Origin of the sequence: Paraburkholderia sp., from assembly GCF_026225065.1 — a bacterium.
Taxonomy (GTDB): Bacteria; Pseudomonadota; Gammaproteobacteria; order Burkholderiales; family Burkholderiaceae; genus Paraburkholderia.
Window position 1 is genome coordinate 14,918 of record NZ_JAMFSB010000174.1, and the last position, 18,500, is coordinate 33,417.

The window sequence follows — 18,500 nt, forward strand, 5'->3', positions numbered from 1 at the left end:
GGTACAGCCTTGATCGACGTATGCGGCGCCTGTGGTCGGCGTTGCCCAGCCGGGAGTTTTTCGAAACGCTCATGAGCGAACAGCACGCCAACACCCCCTCCCTTAGCCCGTCCTTCCGCGTCGCCGCGTTGCAGATGGTGAGCACACCGGATCGCGAGCGCAACCTCGCCGATGCGGAACGCCTGATCGCCGAGGCCGCCGCCGACGGCGCGCAACTCGTCCTGCTGCCCGAATACTTCTGTTTTATGGGCTTCAAGGACACCGACAAGCTCAGCGTACGCGAACCCTATGGCGACGGCCCGATCCAGCGCTTTCTGTCAGACGCGGCGCGTCGCCACGGCGTCTGGGTAATAGGCGGCACGCTGCCGATCACCGCACCGGAAGCCAATCGCGTCCTGAATACGACATTGGTGTTCAACCCGCGGGGCGAGGAAGTCGCCCGCTACGACAAAATTCACCTGTTCAACTTCGAGAAGGGCGACGAATCGTTCGACGAAGCGCGCACCATCCGCCCTGGCGCCGAGGTCCGCACCTTCGACGCGCCGTTCGGACGGGTCGGCCTGTCCGTCTGCTACGATTTGCGTTTCCCGGAGTTGTACCGGCGGCTGGGCGATTGCGCGCTGATCGTGGTGCCTTCCGCTTTCACCTACACGACCGGCCGCGCGCACTGGGAAATGCTGCTGCGCGCCCGCGCCGTCGAGAACCAGTGTTACGTGCTCGCCGCGGCGCAAGGCGGCAAGCACGAGAACGGCCGCCGCACATGGGGACACAGCATGCTGATCGACCCGTGGGGCGAGATCGTCGCGGTACGCGAGGAAGGTGCCGGCGTCGCGGCCGGCAATCTCGGACGGGCACGTATCGACGAAGTCCGGCAGAGCCTGCCGGCCTGGCGTCACCGCGTACTGACGAGCTAAAGCTGCACCAGACATTGAAAGTCCGACGCCGCCCACCCATGTATGTGATGCGCGTGCGCCAACCGAACCCCTTTGTATCGAGCAGAAGACACTTCGCATGAACATCATCGAACCCGGTATCCGTAATCTCGCCACTGCCAAGGACGTCCTCCTCACGCCCTATGGCCTCGACGAAGCTCTGCTGTCCCGCACGCTCGCCGAGATCTTCACGCACCGCATCGACTACGCGGACCTGTATTTCCAGGCCACCCGCAGCGAAGCCTGGAGTCTTGAAGAAGGCATCGTGAAATCTGGCAGCTTCAGCATCGATCAAGGTGTGGGCGTGCGTGCCGTCTCGGGCGACCGGACGGCGTTTGCCTACTCGGACGATCTGTCGCCTGAGGCCATCCGCCAGGCGGCGCTCGCCACCCGCTCGATCGCCAAAGCCGGCGGCGGCAAGCAGAAGATCAAGGTGGCGCCCTCGCTGACCGGCATTGCCGGGCGCGATCTGTATCTGCCGTCCGACCCGCTGCATTCGCTCGACGCGACCGCCAAGGTCAAGCTGCTCGAGCGCGTCGAACAGATGGCGCGCAGCCGCGATCCGCGCATCACCCAGGTGATGGCAGGTCTCGCCGGCGAATATGACGTGGTGCTGGTGGCGCGCAGCGACGGCGTGCTCGCCGCGGACATCCGGCCGCTCGTGCGCGTCTCCGTTACCGTGATCGCCGAGCAGAACGGCCGCCGCGAGATCGGCAGCGGCGGCGGCGGTGGCCGCTTCGATTACGGCTACTTCACTGACGCTGTGCTGTCGAAGTACGTCGACGACGCCGTACATGCCGCGCTGGTCAACCTCGACGCCCGCCCGGCCCCGGCCGGCGCGATGACGGTCGTGCTCGGACCGGGCTGGCCCGGCGTGCTGCTGCACGAAGCGATCGGCCACGGTCTGGAAGGCGACTTCAACCGCAAGGGATCGTCGGCGTTCGCTGGACAAATCGGTGAGCGCGTCGCAGCCAAGGGCGTCACGGTGGTCGACGACGGCACGCTGCCGAACCGTCGCGGCTCGCTCAACATCGACGACGAAGGCAATTCGACCCAGTGCACCACGCTAATCGAGGACGGCATCCTGAAGGGCTATATTCAGGACACGTTGAACGCCCGGCTCATGAAGATGCCGGTGACGGGCAACGCGCGCCGCGAGTCGTACGCCGCCCTGCCAATGCCGCGCATGACTAACACTTACATGCTGAACGGCGACAAGGATCCGCAGGAAATCATCGCCTCGGTGAAAAACGGTTTGTACGCGGTGAATTTCGGGGGCGGTCAGGTCGACATCACCAACGGCAAATTCGTGTTCTCGGCATCCGAGGCCTACATGATCGAAGACGGCAAGGTGACGTACCCGGTGAAGGGTGCGACGCTGATCGGCAGCGGCCCGGAATCGCTCAAGTTCGTCAGCATGATTGGCAACGATATGGCGCTGGATTCCGGCGTCGGCGTATGCGGCAAGGAAGGCCAGAGCGTGCCGGTGGGCGTTGGTCAGCCGACCTTGCGCATCGAGAAGATGACGGTAGGCGGAACCGCCTAAGCCTCTAAAAACGCACACTTCACGCAAATTTTGCATGAAGTGTGCGGATTGTCCGCATTTTTTACCCCTGCTGGTTGTCAATCGAGACTACCCGGGTTATAAAGTCATCCACCCTTTTTGACGCACGACCTTACTTTCGCCATGTCCGCCAAGTTTTATTTTTACTTTTTCTGGCATCTCAGACCGCTGGCGGATCGAGAGGGGTGTTAGTGCACGTAAGGCACCCGAAATTCCCGAAAAACCGCCAGCGAGTCTGGCGGTTTTTTTTCGCCCCGAGCGAATACAAAACGCACGCTACGAATTGAATCCTGGAGAACAACCATGCCCCCACACAACACTGACGATGTCCGAATTCGAGAATTGAAAGAACTCACGCCGCCCGCCCATCTGATCCGCGAATTCGCCTGCGAAGAGTCAGTGTCGAACCTGATCTACCATTCGCGCCAGTCGATGCACCGTATCCTGCACGGCATGGAAGATCGTCTGATTGTCATCATCGGACCGTGCTCGATCCACGACACCAAGGCCGCGCTCGAATACGCAGGACGTCTGGTCGAACAGCGCAAGCGCTTCGCGGGCGAGCTCGAGATCGTGATGCGCGTGTACTTCGAAAAGCCGCGTACGACGGTGGGCTGGAAGGGTCTCATCAACGACCCGCACATGGACAACAGCTTCAAGATCAACGACGGTCTGCGCACCGCGCGCGAACTGTTGCTGCGCATCAACGAACTCGGCCTGCCGGCCGGCACCGAATACCTCGACATGATCAGCCCGCAATACATCGCCGACCTGATCTCGTGGGGCGCAATCGGCGCGCGCACGACCGAGTCGCAGGTGCATCGCGAACTGGCCTCCGGCCTGTCATGTCCAGTGGGCTTCAAGAACGGCACCGATGGCAATGTGAAGATCGCCGTCGACGCCATCAAGGCCGCGTCGCAACCGCACCATTTCCTGTCGGTGACGAAGGGCGGTCACTCCGCGATCGTCTCGACGGCCGGCAATGAGGACTGCCACATCATCCTGCGCGGCGGCAAGACGCCGAACTACGACGCTGACAGCGTGAACGCCGCCTGCGCCGATATCGGCAAGGCAGGCCTCGCGGCGCGTCTGATGATCGACGCGAGCCACGCCAATAGCTCGAAGAAGCACGAGAACCAGATTCCAGTGTGCGCGGACATCGGCCGCCAGATCGCCGGCGGCGACGAGCGGATCATCGGCGTGATGGTGGAATCGCATCTGGTGGCCGGCCGCCAGGACCTGAAGGACGGCTGCGAGCTGACCTACGGCCAGAGCGTGACCGATGCCTGCATCGGCTGGGACGAAAGCCTCGGCGTTCTGGAAGGCCTCGCCGAAGCGGTCAAGCAGCGCCGCGTCGCGCGCGGCAGCGGGAATTAAGCGGAAAGCGTCTACATGCTCGCCTGCATGCATTAGCACGGTCGCAAGCGCGATCGCCTACCTGCCAAAACGGCCCAACCGGCTTACGTCGGTCGGGCCGTTTCCCTTTGCACTGGCCATTCGGCTGAATGTTCGTCCGCGTCACGTCCTTGTACTGTCACTACCCATGGTGGAAGCAGATGCATCTTGCTGCTTCTGGGTGACAGGTATATAATTTTATACGTGAGGGCGTACATGCAGTGGGACAAAGAAATTCGCTGGGTGGGTTCAAGCTTTGGCGATTTATTGGCCTTTCCCGACGAGGCACGCCGGAAGGCCGGTTTCCAACTCAGTAAAGTCCAGGCAGGGCTTGAACCCGACGACTGGAAACCGTTTGCCGCCGTCGGCTCCGGTACGCGTGAAATCCGTATCAATGAAGCCAACGGTATTTACCGGGTGATGTACGTGACGAAGTTCGTGGAGGCCATCTATGTGCTGCACTGCTTCCAGAAACAGAGCCAGGTCACGAGCCGGCACGACCGGGCTATTGCTGAGGCGCGCTATCGCGCAGTGTTCAACGAGACAAGGACATACCAATGACCATCGACACCAAAATCCGTCATGTGACGAAGCCGGGTGCAAACCTGTTCCTCGAGCTGGGTTTCCCCGCTGAGGAGGCTGCACGGCTGCACGCTGTATCGCAGAAAGAGATCAACGACACGCGGCTCCTCAAGGAACAGTTGATGACCGAACTGTCTACATGGATCGACGAACACCACCTGAAGCAGGCCGAAGCCGCCGAGATCCTGATGGTGTCGCGCCCGCGCGTGTCGGACGTGGTGAACAAGAAGACCACCAAATTCACCATCGACACGCTGGTCGAAATGATGAGCCGGATCGGCAAGCCGGTCACGCTGGAGATCGGCTAAGGCGCTTCGCACCTCTCTTCGCTGCTTGCGTTGCGCGGCTTATATCGCTGCGTCCGGGCTGCTTACTTCGCGCCGCGCTCGTGCTGCCAGAGCACGTCGCTACCGCCATCCACGCGATTCAACACGCGCGCCAGCACAAACAGCAGATCGGACAGGCGGTTCACATATTGACGAGGCGCAGCATTAATCGCGTCGTTCTGGCCGAGCGCCACGATGGCACGTTCGGCGCGGCGGCACACCGTCCGGCAGACATGCGCGAGCGCCGCTGAACGCGAGCCGCCAGGCAAGATGAATTCCTTCAGCGGCGGTAATGTCGCGTTGTAGGCATCAAGCCAGCCGTCGAGCCGGGCCAGGTGCTTGTCCGTGATTATCGTATGGCCCGGAATGCAGAGCTCGCCGCCCAGGTCGAACAGGTCGTGCTGGATGGCGGTCAGCGCCGAGCGCACGTTCTCAGGCAGGGTTTCGCACAGCAACACGCCGAGATTCGAGTTCAGCTCATCCACCTCGCCAATGGCTGTGATTCGCGCGTCGTCCTTGCGGACACGGCGGCCGTCGCCGAGCCCCGTGGTGCCGTCGTCGCCCGTCCGGGTGGCAATCTTGCTCAAGCGGTGACCCATGATATGCGCCGTCCTTTCAGTGTGGGATGCCTTCTCGTAGCTGCCTGCCCGATGCCGGGTCCCGATGTCGCGGCCATTATAGGTTCGGCTAGCCGGCGAGGCGCCGCGGTTCGGCGTAAAGCCCGGCGTTCGGCGTAAAATGAATCAGAAGCTACAGACGCCAAGCCCGTCATCAGGAGACACGTGTGAATCATCCCGCGCCGCCGGCACCGTTGCGCCGCCCCTTCCCCGCTGAACTCCTCACTTCGCTCAAATCTGCCTTTGGCGAGCGGGTTTCGATCGCCGAAGCCGTGCGCGCCCATCATGGCCGTGACGAATCGCCGTTCGATCCGCAATTGCCTGACGCCGTAGTATTCGCGCGCAATACGGAAGAGGTGCAGGCCATCGTCAGATTATGCGGCCAACATGGTGTGCCGATCATTCCCTACGGCAACGGGTCGTCGCTGGAAGGGCATCTGCTGGCAGTACAGGGCGGCGTGTCGATCGACCTGTCGGAGATGAACAAGGTCCTGTCGATTAACGCAGAAGACCTCACCGTCACCGTCGAGCCGGGCATTTCACGCAAACAACTGAACGAGGCGCTGCGCGACACAGGCCTGTTTTTCCCGATCGATCCCGGCGCGGATGCCAGCATCGGCGGCATGTCGGCGACGCGTGCATCGGGTACCAACGCTGTGCGCTACGGCACGATGCGCGAGAACGTGCTCGGCCTCACCGTCGTGCTGGCGGACGGCCGTCTCATCAAGACCGGCACGCGGGCACGCAAGTCGGCGGCCGGGTACGACCTGACGCGCCTCTTTGTCGGCTCGGAAGGCACGCTCGGCGTCATCACCGAAATCACCTTGCGGCTTTATCCGCAACCGGAGGCCGTCTCGGCAGCGGTATGCACGTTTCCTTCGATGGGCGATGCCGTGCGCGCCGTCATCGAGACCATCCAGATGGGTGTGCCGATTGCACGCGTGGAGTTCGTGGACTCGCTCGCCATCCGCTCGATCAACCGCCACTCGAACCTCACGCTGCGCGAGGCGCCCACGCTCTTCTTCGAATTCCACGGCACCGAGTCCGGCGTAAAGGAACAGGCGGAAACGGTGCAGGAAATCACCGCGCAGAACGCTGGTGAAGGCTTCGAATGGGCCACCCGTCCGGAAGACCGCAGCCGTCTGTGGAACGCCCGGCACAACGCCTACTTCGCGATGTTGCAGCTGAAGCCGGGCTGCCGCGCAGTCACCACCGACGTCTGCGTGCCAATCTCGCGGCTCGCGGAATGCGTGGTCGAAACGGAGCAGGACCTGCTGGCCTCGCCGCTGCCCTGCCCGATCGTCGGTCATGTGGGTGACGGCAATTTCCACGTCGCTATCCTGATCGACCCGACCAAGCCCGAAGAGCTCGCGGAAGCCGAGCGGCTCAACCAGCGCATCGTGCAGCGCGCGCTGCGGATGGACGGCACCTGCACGGGCGAACACGGGGTCGGGTTGCACAAGATGGGCTTCCTGCTGGAAGAGCACGGTGAGGTCGCCGTCGATACCATGCGTTCGATCAAGCACGCACTCGACCCGCGTAACCTCATGAATCCCGGCAAGATTTTCGCGTGGGCCGCTTAGGGCACCGATAGGTCACCCCATAGGCCGCCCCGCTGGCACCTGAAATACCTCGCGCGGCAAACCCGCGCGCCCGGCGCACCGGAGTACGAGGAGAGGAAACATGAATGCACCCGCCGAGCTGTCGGCTGAAGTGCTCGCGCAGCGCCAACGCGAGGTCGTGCAGGCACTGATGGCCGTGCTGCCGACCCATTGTCTGCTGTATCGCGAGGAAGACACCGTCGCCTACGAGTGCGACGGCCTTGCGGCATACCGCCGGCTGCCGCTCGCTGTGGCGTTGCCGGAAACCGAATCGCAGGTGCAGCGGATCGTGCAGATCTGCCACCGGCTCGACGTGCCCATCGTCCCGCGCGGCGCCGGCACGGGGCTGTCGGGCGGCGCCATGCCGATCCGCCACGGCGTGGTGGTATCGCTGGCACGCTTCCGGAAAATCGTGGAAGTGGACTCGTACGCGCGCACCGCGACCGTTCAGCCGGGCGTGCGCAACCTCGCCATCTCCGAGGCGGCTGCGCCCTACGGGCTCTACTACGCACCCGATCCTTCTTCGCAGATCGCCTGCACGATCGGCGGCAACGTTTCGGAAAATTCCGGCGGGGTCCATTGCCTCAAGTACGGTCTCACCGTGCACAACGTCCTGCGCGTGCGGGCCGTTACGATGGAAGGCGAAGTGGTCGAGTTCGGCTCACTCGCGCCCGATGCGCCGGGGCTCGATCTGCTGGCCGTGATGATCGGCAGCGAAGGCATGTTCGCCATCGTCACCGAAATCACCGTCAAGCTGATCCCCAAGCCGCAGACCGCACAGGTCATCATGGCGAGTTTCGACGACGTGGTGAAAGGCGGCGATGCGGTCGCCGGCATCATCGCAGCGGGCATCATTCCGGCCGGACTGGAAATGATGGACAAACCCGCGACGCGCGCCGTCGAGGAGTTCGTCAAGGCCGGATACGACCTGGACGCTGCCGCGATTCTCCTATGCGAATCGGACGGCACGACTGAAGAAGTGGCCGACGAAATCGTCCGCATGACGGCCGTGCTGCGCGAACAGGGCGCGACGCGCATCCAGATCTCCCGCTCCGAGCAGGAACGTCTGCGCTTTTGGTCCGGACGCAAGAATGCGTTCCCGGCCGCGGGCCGCATTTCGCCCGATTACTACTGCATGGACGGCACCGTGCCGCGCCGCAGTATCGGGCCGTTGCTCGCACGCATCGAAGCGATGGAGAAAAAGTATCAGTTGCGCTGCATGAACGTTTTCCATGCCGGCGACGGCAACATGCACCCGCTGATCCTGTTCAACGGCAACGATATGGACGAGTGGCACCGGGCCGAGGCGTTCGGCAGCGATATCCTCGAGACCTGCGTCGAACTGGGCGGGACCGTGACGGGCGAGCATGGCGTGGGCATAGAAAAAATCAATTCGATGTGCGTGCAGTTCTCACCCGAGGAGCGCGATGCGTTCCATGCGGTCAAGCGGGCTTTCGACCCGCCCGGCCTGCTGAACCCTGACAAAGGCATCCCGACGCGGGCCCGCTGCGCCGAATACGGCAAGATGCATGTTCGCGGCGGATTACTGCCGCATCCGGACCTGCCGCGGTTTTAGGGCTTCCGGCAGACGCCATCGGCGAGCGCGGAAGGCGCGGCGAGCGGACACGGACACGAACACACCGCTCCCGCAGGCCGCCCTGCTCGCCATTCGGACCCCGCCTCCGGACAACCGCTAGGGGTCCGCTCCGGGTTGTCAGTCGGTCCCCGCCCGGTACAATCGAGCAAAACACAACGACGCAGGACAACATGGAAGAGGACGACACCGTCGCCGCATGGTCCGAACGTATCCGTTCGGCCACCGCCGAAGGCCGGCCGCTACGCATTCGCGGCGGTGGCACCAAGGACTGGTACGGGCAGACGCTGGAGGGAGACATCCTCGACACGCGTGCGCATCGCGGCATCATTGCTTATGACCCGGCCGAACTGGTCATCACGGCGCGCGCCGGCACGCCATTGCTGGAAATCGAGGCCGCGCTGGCCGACCACGCCCAGATGCTGCCCTTCGAGCCGCCCCATTTCGGCCCCAGCGCCACCTTGGGCGGCTGCATTGCGGCCGGGATCGCCGGGCCGCGCCGTCCATCGACCGGCGCCCCACGCGACTTCGTGCTGGGCGCGGTCATCATGAACGGCCAGGGCCAGGTGCTGCACTTCGGCGGCCAGGTAGTGAAGAACGTGGCCGGCTACGACGTGTCGCGGCTGCTGGCGGGCTCACTCGGCACGCTTGGACTGATCCTCGAACTATCGATCAAGGTGCTGCCGCTGCAGCAGGCCGAAGCCACCCTCAAGTTCGACATGAATGGCACCGACGCGGTCCGCAAGCTCAACGAGTGGGGCGGCCGCCCGCTGCCGATCACGGCCAGCGCCTGGCGCCATGGCACGCTCGCCGTGCGCCTCGGCGGCGCCGAAGCGGCGGTCAAATCGGCGCGCTCGGCGCTCGGCGGCGAAGTGGTCGACGCGGTCGAGGCCGAACGTTTCTGGGCCGGTCTGCGCGAGCAAACCGACCCCTTCTTCGCGGCCATCGCGCCAAAGGCTGCGCTCTGGCGCCTCGCGCTGCCATCGATTACCGAGCCGCTGCAGCTACCCGGCGCCCAGTTGATGGAATGGGGCGGCGGCCAGCGCTGGTGGATTACCGACACCGATGCGCAAACCGTGCGCATCAGCGCCAAACAGGCCGGCGGCCACGCAACGATTTTCCGCACCGGGCAAAACTACGACCGCAGTGCGGGGGTGTTCACACCGCTGCCCGCACCGTTGATGAAAATCCATCGTGGCCTGAAGGCCGCTTTCGACCCAGCCCGCATTTTCAATCGCGGCCGCTTGTACCCCGACTTCTGAGCGCGCGATGCAAACCAACCTCGCCGACTTCATTCGCGACACCGCTGACGGCATCGATGCAGAATCGATCCTGCGCAAGTGCGTGCATTGCGGCTTCTGCACGGCCACCTGTCCCACCTACCAGCTGCTCGGCGACGAGCTCGACGGCCCGCGTGGACGCATCTATCTGATCAAGCAGATGGTCGAAGGCGCGGAGGTAACGCGTAGCACGCAAACACACCTGGACCGCTGTCTGACCTGCCGCAATTGCGAGACCACTTGCCCGTCGGGCGTGCAGTATGGACGGCTGGTGGAAATCGGCCGCAAGATCACCGAAGAAAAGGTCACGCGGCCCTTCGGTCAACGGCTGCTGCGGCGCTTGCTGGCGAGCGTCGTGCCGAATAGCGCACTATTCACGCCGGCCATGCGGCTCGGCCAGCACGTGCGCGCGTTCCTGCCCAAAAAGCTGCGCGACAAGGTGCCGGCGCGCCAGCGTCCGCTCGAATGGCCGGCGAAGAAGCACGCGCGCAAGATGCTGATGCTCGCAGGATGCGTGCAGCCATCGATGATGCCGAACGTCAATATCGCCACGGCACGCGTACTCGATGCGCTCGGCGTGGAGACGATCGTGGCCCCGGAAGCCGGCTGCTGTGGCGCGATTCGTCTGCATCTCGGCTACAACGACGAAGCACTAGACGATATCCGCGCCAATATCGACGCCTGGTGGCCGTACGTCGAGCAAGGCACGGAGGCGATCGTGATGAACGCCTCCGGGTGCGGTGCGACCGTCAAGGAATACGGACATCTGCTGCGCGACGATCCGGTGTATGCCGAGAAAGCACAGCGCATCACGGAGATGACGCGCGATATCTCCGAGGTCCTGCCCGAGTTCGAGGAAGCGCTTGTTGCGGTGACGCGCCGCCGCTCGGTGCATACCGTGGCGTTCCACCCGCCCTGCACACTGCAGCACGGTCAGCAGTTGCGCGGGAACGTCGAACACCTTCTCACGGCGCTCGGTATCGAAGTGCGGCTGCCGGTCGACAGCCATCTGTGCTGCGGCTCAGCGGGCACGTATTCGCTGACGCAACCGGCGCTATCGTACGCGTTGCGCGACCAGAAGCTCGAAAAATTGCAGGCGCAGGAGCCACAGGTGATCGTATCGGCTAACGTCGGCTGTATCGCCCATCTGCAAAGCGGCACGTCGACGCCGGTGGCGCACTGGATCGAACTGGTCGAGCACATGCTGTACGCGTGAGGGGCAAAGTGGGGAGCGCGGGTCCGTATAATCGGGTACATCGCCTCCGCGCAGATTTCTTCTGACGTCTCATGCCCGATCTCGACCACAGCCTCGCCGCCGTTCAGCAGCGCATCGCGCTGGCCGCACAACTCGCCTCGCGCGACCCGCGCTCGGTCACGCTGCTCGCGGTTTCGAAGACGTTTCCCGCCGAAGATGTCCGCGCCGCCCATGCGGCAGGCCAACATGCGTTCGGCGAGAACTACGTGCAGGAGGCGTTGACGAAAATCGAAACGCTGGCCGACCTGCGCGCTTCGCTCGAGTGGCATTTCATCGGGCCGCTGCAATCGAACAAGAGCCGCCCGGTCGCGGAAAATTTCGACTGGGTGCATTCGGTCGATCGCCTGAAGATTGCGCAGCGGCTCGCCGAACAGCGCCCTGCTCATTTGCCGCCGCTCAACGTCTGTCTGCAGGTGAACGTGAGCGGTGAAGCATCGAAGGCCGGCGTGAGCCCGGCAGAAGCCGCCGAGGTTGCACACGCGATCGCCGCGCTGCCGCAACTGCGCTTGCGCGGACTGATGTCGATTCCCGAGCCGGCCGAAACCATCGACGCTCAACGGGTACCGCATCGCCAGTTGCGCGAGCTCTTCGAGCAGCTACGTGCCGATGGGCTCGAACTGGACACGCTGTCGATGGGCATGTCGAGCGATCTCGAAGCGGCGGTGCTCGAAGGCGCAACCATCGTGCGCGTCGGTACGGCGATCTTCGGCGCCCGCGACTACTCTCACTGAACCATCCCGGAACATCATGAAAATTGCCTTCATCGGCGGCGGCAATATGGCCGCTGCAATCATCGGCGGTCTGATCAAGCATGGCGTCGCGCCAACCGATCTTTACGCGATCGACCCCAACGAAGAAGCGCGCAAACGCAACGAGCAGCAATTCGGCATTCGCACGGGCGCAGCCGCGGATGCCGCACTCGGGCCGTTCGACGCAATCGTGCTGGCCGTGAAGCCGCAGGTTCTCAAGGCCGTGGCTGAAGGCCTAGCGCCATATCTGGGCGCTACGCAGGTGGTCATCAGCATCGTGGCCGGGATTCGCACCGCCGATATGTCTCGCTGGCTCAACGGCCATCAACGCATTGTGCGTGTGATGCCCAATACGCCGGCGCTGATCGGCATGGGTGTGGCGGGTCTGACGGCGACTGGCAGCGTCGACGCTGCAGATCGCGAACTGGCGACCCAGGTGCTGGGCGCCGTGGGCGGGACCGTCTGGTTCGACGACGAAGCGAAGATCGACGCCGTGACCGCCATCTCGGGTAGCGGGCCGGCCTACGTGTTCTACTTCATCGAAGCGTTGCAGGAAGCCGCGCGCCAGCTCGGCATGGACGAAGCGCAAAGCCGGGCGCTGGCTGTTGCGACCTTCACCGGCGCGGCGCAACTGGCGGCCCAGTCCGACGAGCCGCCGGGCGTGTTGCGTGAACGGGTGACGTCAAAAGGCGGCACAACGGCTGCGGCGCTCGCCTCGTTTGACGCGAGTGGGATCAAGGATGCAATCGTGCGCGGCGTGCTGGCGGCCGACGCACGCGCCAAGGAAATGGGCGACGAGTTCGGCAAGCACTGAAGCTCAGAACGAAGCCGCAGCGTAGTGCGCGGCAATCCCCGCGAATAGCGCCCCACCTAGCCAGTTGTTATGACGGAAGGCCGCAAAGCACGCCATGCGGTCACGGTCGCGAATCAGCGTGTAGTGATAGATCACGCAGCCTGCAGCAGCAGCCCAGCCGAGCCAGTACAACCAGCCAAAACCAAGCGTGAGACCAATCCAGATATAAATCCCGAGCGTCAGCGCATAGCACAGCATGATCGCGAAAACGTCGTAACGGCCGAAGGTCAGCGCCGAGGTGCGAATGCCGATCTTGATGTCGTCGTCGCGGTCGACCATCGCGTATTCGGTGTCGTAGGCCACCGACCAGAACACATTAGCCAGCAGCATCAGCCAGGCAAGCGTCGGCACGTGGTCCTGCACGGCGGCAAACGCCATCGGAATGCCGAACCCGAACGCGATACCCAGGTACGCCTGAGGGATCGCAAAGAAACGCTTGGTGAACGGATACGAACCTGCGATGAATAGCGCCGCCACCGACAGTTCCTTGGTCAGCGTATTGAGCGGCAAGATCAGAAGAAACGACAGGAGCGCGAGCACTACCGCGAGCACCACGGCCTCCCACGCCTTGATCTTGCCCGAGGTGATTGGACGGTTCTCGGTACGCTTCACATAGCGGTCGAAATCGCGGTCGGCGTAGTCGTTGATCGCGCAGCCAGCCGAGCGCATCAACACCGTGCCGAGCGCGAAGATCACCAGCAACGACAACGGCGGGTGCCCGTCCGACGCAATCCACAGCGCGTTGAGCGTCGGCCACAGCAGCAGCAGGCTGCCGATCGGCTTGTCCAGGCGGACGAGGCGCAGATACAAAGGGAGTCGGGCGAACATGGGCAGGCGTCGTCAAGTGCGGGCGGTGACGACATTTTAAGGTATGTGCGCGAGGGAAGCCGTAGAACCCCGCCACCTTGCGCCGGCGTGTCTCAGCCGCCGTTTTAGACCGGCCACAAAAAACAAAGCAATGGCTTTCGTCGTTGTCTTCATGCTCTTTGGATTCGGCATCATTCTCGTGTCGCTATGGGGCTTTCGCCAGGAGATGTTCACCTGGACGCGCATTCCCATCCGGTTCAATCGCCAGACGCGCATGGTGCACGCCTACCGGGGGGTGGGCGCGAAAGGTGTCATTTCAGTCCCTTGGGACAAGGCGTTCTTTTTCATCGAGCAGCGCCCGAAGGACCCGATTTCCCGGAGTACACCGTATGGGCTGCGCTGTCACGTGCTCGATGACCAGGGGCGCGTGAGCCAGTCGTTTTCGTTCGGTCGCACGGTCTGCACCATTGACGACGAGACGACGGAGAACGGTCGCCAGATAGTTCACGACCTGAACGACCAGTTCGAATACGTCCGCCGGTACATGGATGGCGGCCCGTCCGCGGTGCCGGCACCTGAGCTGGTTCCGACCGAAGTCTCGTTCCGTAACAGCTACCGGTTGTGGCAACGCACGAACAGAAAACTGCTCGCAGAGGGCAATGTGGCGGCGACCGCGCTCGCCCGGGGACTGTCGCCGTTCGCCACGCTCACGGCCATCCTGCATTACATCGGTATGCGCACCAGTCGCGAGCCCACCTGGCCGGCCGACCTGGACACAGGTCGTGCTTCGCTCGCTGGCGTGTGAGCCGGACACTTCCTTCCAGATGCAGACGGGGTGGCAACCCGCGACGGCGGACTAGCTAACACCCCGTTCTGCCGGCTGTGCCTCTCCATCTCGCCGCGCCTCGCTCCTCGCCTTCCAAGTGGTCTCATGAACCCACGACAGATTACCGGCAGGTCCGCATTCCGACTGTGCCTCTCCCCTCGAGCTACACCCACTCGCAGCATTAGGCCGTCCAACTCCAGCGCGATTGCGTGCCTCCGTCTTTTCAACGGGCGTCGCGCTGACAGGTCGACTCTTTTGGGCCGGCTGTCGCACCGGGCACCGACCTTGCGGGTGAGGTTCCTAGCGGCGGCGCCCGGTCAACATGGAAGTCTCCGTGCCGCCTCTGAAAAGCACTTATGACCGACGCCGCCGAATCGCCGACTCCCTGCGCGGTGGAATATTCATGCGTCGGCGGCCGTTTAAGCATTTAAAGGGAGGGAAACATCATGCCCAGATTACTTACGAAGTTAACGGTCCTGGCCGCCCTAGCTGCGCCGTTGGTAGCTCCGGGTGTGGCCTTCGCGCAAGTTGTCTGCAGCCCCGCGGACAGCTCGATGAACTGCCCGCCGGTAAACGATGGCGGCGGTTCCCGGATTCGCCGGCCGGACCAGGGGCCTCATGGCCCCGACGGCATGCACCCCGGCAAGGGCGTGTCCGGCAATCCAAGCGCCCACGCCGCTGGAGGCGGAGTTGGCGGCGCTGGTGGTGGCAGCGCGTTGCCCGGCAGCGCGTCTCCCAGTGGAGGCATGGGTCACGGCGGCACTGCTGGCGGCGCTGCTGGAGGAGCTGCTGGTGGCGGACATGGCAAATAAATGGCCGTTCGCACCATCAATTAGCACCTGTTAGAGCGCGCGAGGCCACTCGTGAACACGGTCAGCTCCAAGGGGAAAGGCGATGACTACCGTTCTGCCCCAGCAAGGTTCTCAGCGAGCTCCCTGTTCCGGCTCTGTCGGCGGCCATTACGCCGGAGCGCCTAGGCGCGCGGCGGTTGCTCGTCCTCGAGGTAGAACGTGCGTTTCGAACACTGGTATCGTTCGGTCGAACCTTTGTCGTTCCTGAGCGTCCCACCGTTTCCGAACCAGATGGAGGCAGAATGGGAGAAATCAGGAAAGGAACCCGGGTGCGACTGAGCGACGAGCGGCTCGGTGAACTGGACAACCGGTCTGCGACCTTGTATGTAGGTAGGGTCGGTGAGGTTGTGTCTTCCTCGAAGGCCACCGGTCTTCTCACCGTGGAATTTCCTCAGGATGATGAGCGGCGGCCGACGATGCTCACCGATGTCCCCCCTCAATTTCTCGTGAAGACCGACCCTTAGCTTCTTGCCTCGTGAAAGGACGATGTTGCTTGTGCGCCGTTCTTGCAGATATCGTCCGGCTCATCTCGAGTAGGCAGATTACATGAAGGCCCCCTGCGTCTCAGGCATAGAACCAAAAAAGCCCCTCAGACTTCCGTCGCGAAGGGCTTCCTTTCCGGCGGCCCGGTTTAGAGAGCGGCCTCTTTCAGCTTCTTCAGCGGGCGCACTTTCAGACGCACCGAAGCGGGTTTCGCGGCAAACCACTTGTCTTGACCCGTGAACGGGTCCTTGCCGAAGCGCTTCTTCTTTGCCGGCACGTCCTGAGCAACAACCTTCAGCAGACCCGGCAGTGTGAACTCCTTCGCGCCCTTCTTGTGGACCGACGCGAGCACCGTTTCTTCCAGAGCGACCATCAAAGCCTTCGCCGCTTTCGGCTCGACACCTGCGCGCTCGGCAAGATGGGTGGCGAGCGAAGCCTTCGTGAACGAATCCTTGATGGGCTTCAGCGGCGTTGCAGCGACCGCCTTCTTCGTGGCAGGAGTCGCCGCCTTCTTCGCTGTCGGCGCTTTTGCCTTTTTCTCGACCGGCGTTACAGCTTTCTTCGGAGCCGGTTTTGCTGCAGCTTTCGTTGCACTTGTGGTTGCCATAGATTCCTCGTCATTGGTCAAAGGTTGGCCCGAGACCTTTGCCTTTGCGTAGTCACCGACAATACGCAAAGGTCCAAATCCTCAGGCTGACGCCAGCGTAGCAACACGGATGTGAATCTGCAACGGGCGAGGCCCTAAAACAAGGGGTTTTGCGCCGGGATGACGCAAAAGCAACGACCTGTATCCTTCCGGAGGAGGATGCGGTCGCCCTAAGCGGCGATGAGAAAGGGCTTGAAGCACGGGCAAGAGGAGCAAACCTCTCGCGCGAGCTCAACGTTGGGTGCTGCGACGCTCTCTGGCAGCTATCTCTTCGTCCGGAAAGAAAATCATGTTCGTTGAATGTGGCCGGTGCCGTTAGGTCAACGGTATAGCGCAGCGAAACGGATGCAGTGCCAAAAGTGATATCTATGTCGCGCTCATGGTGAGCATGGCCAACTTCTGGCCGTTCATCTCCTCAACGCGTCGGACGACCATGATGTTGACCTTGGAGTTGTGAATTCTGAAACCGGATATTTCGCTGCGGACGGGATTTCCGAGAAGGTCCGGGATGATGTAGGTGTATCAAACCACACGTCTCGTTACACACAAACACACCGGTAATCTGCACTCCAAATATATTGCCTTCACTACTGACAAGTGAGGCACGTATGAAACGAATCTTTGCGCTGCTGCTGATGGTTGTATGTCTCGGAACCGTGTTGAGCGCCTGTATTGTTGTGCCAGGAGGCGGCTACTACCATCGCTACTGACCGCAGATGACCAGCAGCCATTCAACTGCTAAGTCGAGAGCATCTCCCGTGAACGTCGCCCGCGCAAAACCCTGTTCGGCGGCCTGCATGGTTGTTCGAATCGCGTCCGCCGGCTCGCCGGCTTCCTGCTACCACGCGAGCGTGTGGCATTTTCATTGCCGCTGATTTGCGCGGACGCTACGCACCCACTTTGTCATCCGCAGGAGTATCCGGTCGGGGCGGTGGAGTGACTATTAACGGAAGACGTCGTGCGCCGAGCCAGGGCTCGTCTGTCACCATATGCGATGTCCCCGTAAGTCTGCCGTCTGCTGGTCCAGGGTTAGATAATCGGTGTAGCCAGGCGCGCCACCACCGTAAAAAGTCTCCGGCAATGCAACGGCCAGCGGGGCATTCAGGCGCAACCGCTCGGGAAGGTCAGGGTTGGCAATGAAAGAACGCCCGAAGGCCACCATGTCTGCGTGTCCATCTTTCACTGCCTGAATGGCTTTTTCGCGGTCGTAGCCATTGTTCGCGATGTACTGACCGCCGAACGCGCGGCGTAACGCCTGAAAGTCGAAGGCATCTTTCGCGTTATCGCCACGGGTCTGCCCTTCAATGCAGTGAAGGTAAGCCAACCCTAGCGTCCCGAGTCGGTCGGCCAGGTAACCATAGGTACCCTGCGGGTCGCTATCGAGCGGCGTATCGCCGGCAGACATCGTCAGCGGTGACAGCCGCACCCCAACGCGGTCGCTACCCCAGATGTCGGCCACCGCGCGCGCAACTTCGAAAGTCAGGCGTGTGCGGTTCTCCACCGAACCACCGTAGGCGTCGTCGCGCTTGTTCGTGCTGTCACGAATAAATTGTTCGAGGAGGTAACAGTTGGCCGAATGCACTTCCACGCCGTCAAAGCCAGCCAACCTTGCTCTGGTAGCAGCATTACGGTACTCGTCAATCAAGCCAGGAATTTCGTCGCTACGCAACGCTCTTGGTTGTGACGGTTGCTGCATTCCAGACTCGGTGTAGGTCGTCTGGCCGGCGCGGATTGCGGATGGCGCGACGGGCGCATTGCCGTGCTCCTGCAAACTGTTATGCGAGATTCGCCCTACATGCCACAACTGGAGCACGATGCGACCACCTGCGTCATGTACGGCATCCGTCACCGGTCGCCAGGCGGCCACGTGCTCATCCGTATAGATGCCGGGTGTAAACGCGTAACCCCGGCCCTGGCGAGAAATGTTGGTCGCTTCGGTGATAAGCAGCCCCGCGGATGCCCTTTGTCGGTAATACTCAACGGCAAGTGCCGTCTGTTTACCCTCCATGTCGGCACGTGCTCGCGTCAGCGGCGACATGACAATCCGGTTCGCCACGGGAATAGCGCCGATTTTGCCAGGTAAGAACAAACTTTCCGGTTGCATATGAGACTCCTTGTTCATGTGCGAATTTCAAAAAA

General features: G+C 62.6%; 16 protein-coding genes. 12 read left to right on the forward strand and 4 right to left on the reverse strand.

Translation table 11 applies throughout. The features are described from left to right. Positions 1 to 71 precede the first annotated feature (71 nt). The 5 genes from M0954_RS12815 (at position 72) to M0954_RS12835 (ending at position 4,781) form a co-directional block, all read left to right on the forward strand. Positions 72 to 914, forward strand: a complete 843-nt coding sequence (locus M0954_RS12815) for a carbon-nitrogen hydrolase family protein (RefSeq protein WP_297353587.1) — start codon at positions 72 to 74, stop codon at positions 912 to 914. Between the two features lie 97 nt (positions 915 to 1,011). After that, positions 1,012 to 2,478 carry a metalloprotease TldD gene (gene tldD, locus M0954_RS12820; RefSeq protein WP_297353589.1) on the forward strand — a complete coding sequence of 489 codons (1,467 nt, stop codon included), beginning with the start codon at positions 1,012 to 1,014 and terminating at the stop codon, positions 2,476 to 2,478. A 321-nt stretch (positions 2,479 to 2,799) separates the two neighbouring features. Continuing rightward, positions 2,800 to 3,873 (forward strand): 3-deoxy-7-phosphoheptulonate synthase AroG, encoded by a 1,074-nt coding sequence (gene aroG, locus M0954_RS12825; protein ID WP_297353591.1) that lies wholly within the window; start codon positions 2,800 to 2,802, stop codon positions 3,871 to 3,873. Between the two features lie 234 nt (positions 3,874 to 4,107). Beyond that, positions 4,108 to 4,452, forward strand: a complete 345-nt coding sequence (locus M0954_RS12830) for a type II toxin-antitoxin system RelE/ParE family toxin (protein WP_297353593.1) — start codon at positions 4,108 to 4,110, stop codon at positions 4,450 to 4,452. After that, entirely contained in the window at positions 4,449 to 4,781 is a 333-nt protein-coding gene (locus M0954_RS12835; RefSeq protein ID WP_297353595.1) for an XRE family transcriptional regulator, read from the forward strand. The genes M0954_RS12830 and M0954_RS12835 overlap by 4 nt, the downstream gene beginning before the upstream one ends. Before the next feature lie 62 nt (positions 4,782 to 4,843). Here the strand turns inward: M0954_RS12835 and M0954_RS12840 are convergent, their stop codons facing one another. Further along, positions 4,844 to 5,398 (reverse strand): cob(I)yrinic acid a,c-diamide adenosyltransferase, encoded by a 555-nt coding sequence (locus M0954_RS12840; protein WP_297353597.1) that lies wholly within the window; start codon positions 5,396 to 5,398, stop codon positions 4,844 to 4,846. A gap of 185 nt (positions 5,399 to 5,583) precedes the next feature. Between M0954_RS12840 and M0954_RS12845 the strand changes: the two genes are divergently transcribed. From M0954_RS12845 to proC, 6 genes are all read left to right on the forward strand, one after another. Further along, complete coding sequence (locus M0954_RS12845; RefSeq protein ID WP_297353599.1) at positions 5,584 to 6,999, forward strand: FAD-linked oxidase C-terminal domain-containing protein; 1,416 nt, start codon at positions 5,584 to 5,586, stop codon at positions 6,997 to 6,999. A 100-nt stretch (positions 7,000 to 7,099) separates the two neighbouring features. Continuing rightward, positions 7,100 to 8,593 (forward strand): FAD-linked oxidase C-terminal domain-containing protein, encoded by a 1,494-nt coding sequence (locus M0954_RS12850; protein ID WP_123384809.1) that lies wholly within the window; start codon positions 7,100 to 7,102, stop codon positions 8,591 to 8,593. Between the two features lie 191 nt (positions 8,594 to 8,784). Further along, complete coding sequence (glcE, locus tag M0954_RS12855; protein ID WP_123384810.1) at positions 8,785 to 9,873, forward strand: glycolate oxidase subunit GlcE; 1,089 nt, start codon at positions 8,785 to 8,787, stop codon at positions 9,871 to 9,873. Positions 9,874 to 9,880: 7 nt separating this feature from the next. Then, the gene (gene glcF / locus M0954_RS12860) at positions 9,881 to 11,107 is read left to right on the forward strand and encodes a glycolate oxidase subunit GlcF (protein ID WP_297353601.1); all 1,227 of its coding nucleotides are present in this window, start codon (positions 9,881 to 9,883) and stop codon (positions 11,105 to 11,107) included. A gap of 71 nt (positions 11,108 to 11,178) precedes the next feature. Next, positions 11,179 to 11,877, forward strand: a complete 699-nt coding sequence (locus tag M0954_RS12865) for a YggS family pyridoxal phosphate-dependent enzyme (RefSeq protein WP_297353603.1) — start codon at positions 11,179 to 11,181, stop codon at positions 11,875 to 11,877. A 16-nt stretch (positions 11,878 to 11,893) separates the two neighbouring features. Beyond that, complete coding sequence (gene proC, locus M0954_RS12870; protein WP_297353605.1) at positions 11,894 to 12,709, forward strand: pyrroline-5-carboxylate reductase; 816 nt, start codon at positions 11,894 to 11,896, stop codon at positions 12,707 to 12,709. Between the two features lie 3 nt (positions 12,710 to 12,712). Here proC and ubiA read toward each other — a convergent pair whose 3' ends face one another. After that, positions 12,713 to 13,576, reverse strand: coding sequence for a 4-hydroxybenzoate octaprenyltransferase (gene ubiA / locus M0954_RS12875; protein WP_297353607.1), 864 nt, complete (start codon positions 13,574 to 13,576; stop codon positions 12,713 to 12,715). Positions 13,577 to 13,706: 130 nt separating this feature from the next. On the opposite strand from ubiA, the gene M0954_RS12880 reads away from it, so the two are divergent. After that, complete coding sequence (locus tag M0954_RS12880; RefSeq protein ID WP_297353609.1) at positions 13,707 to 14,360, forward strand: DUF6708 domain-containing protein; 654 nt, start codon at positions 13,707 to 13,709, stop codon at positions 14,358 to 14,360. 1,503 nt (positions 14,361 to 15,863) lie between these two features. Here M0954_RS12880 and M0954_RS12885 read toward each other — a convergent pair. Beyond that, positions 15,864 to 16,322 (reverse strand): HU family DNA-binding protein, encoded by a 459-nt coding sequence (locus M0954_RS12885; protein WP_297353611.1) that lies wholly within the window; start codon positions 16,320 to 16,322, stop codon positions 15,864 to 15,866. A gap of 1,021 nt (positions 16,323 to 17,343) precedes the next feature. Beyond that, positions 17,344 to 18,465, reverse strand: a complete 1,122-nt coding sequence (locus tag M0954_RS12890; RefSeq protein ID WP_297353613.1) for an alkene reductase — start codon at positions 18,463 to 18,465, stop codon at positions 17,344 to 17,346. Positions 18,466 to 18,500: the final 35 nt, after the last annotated feature.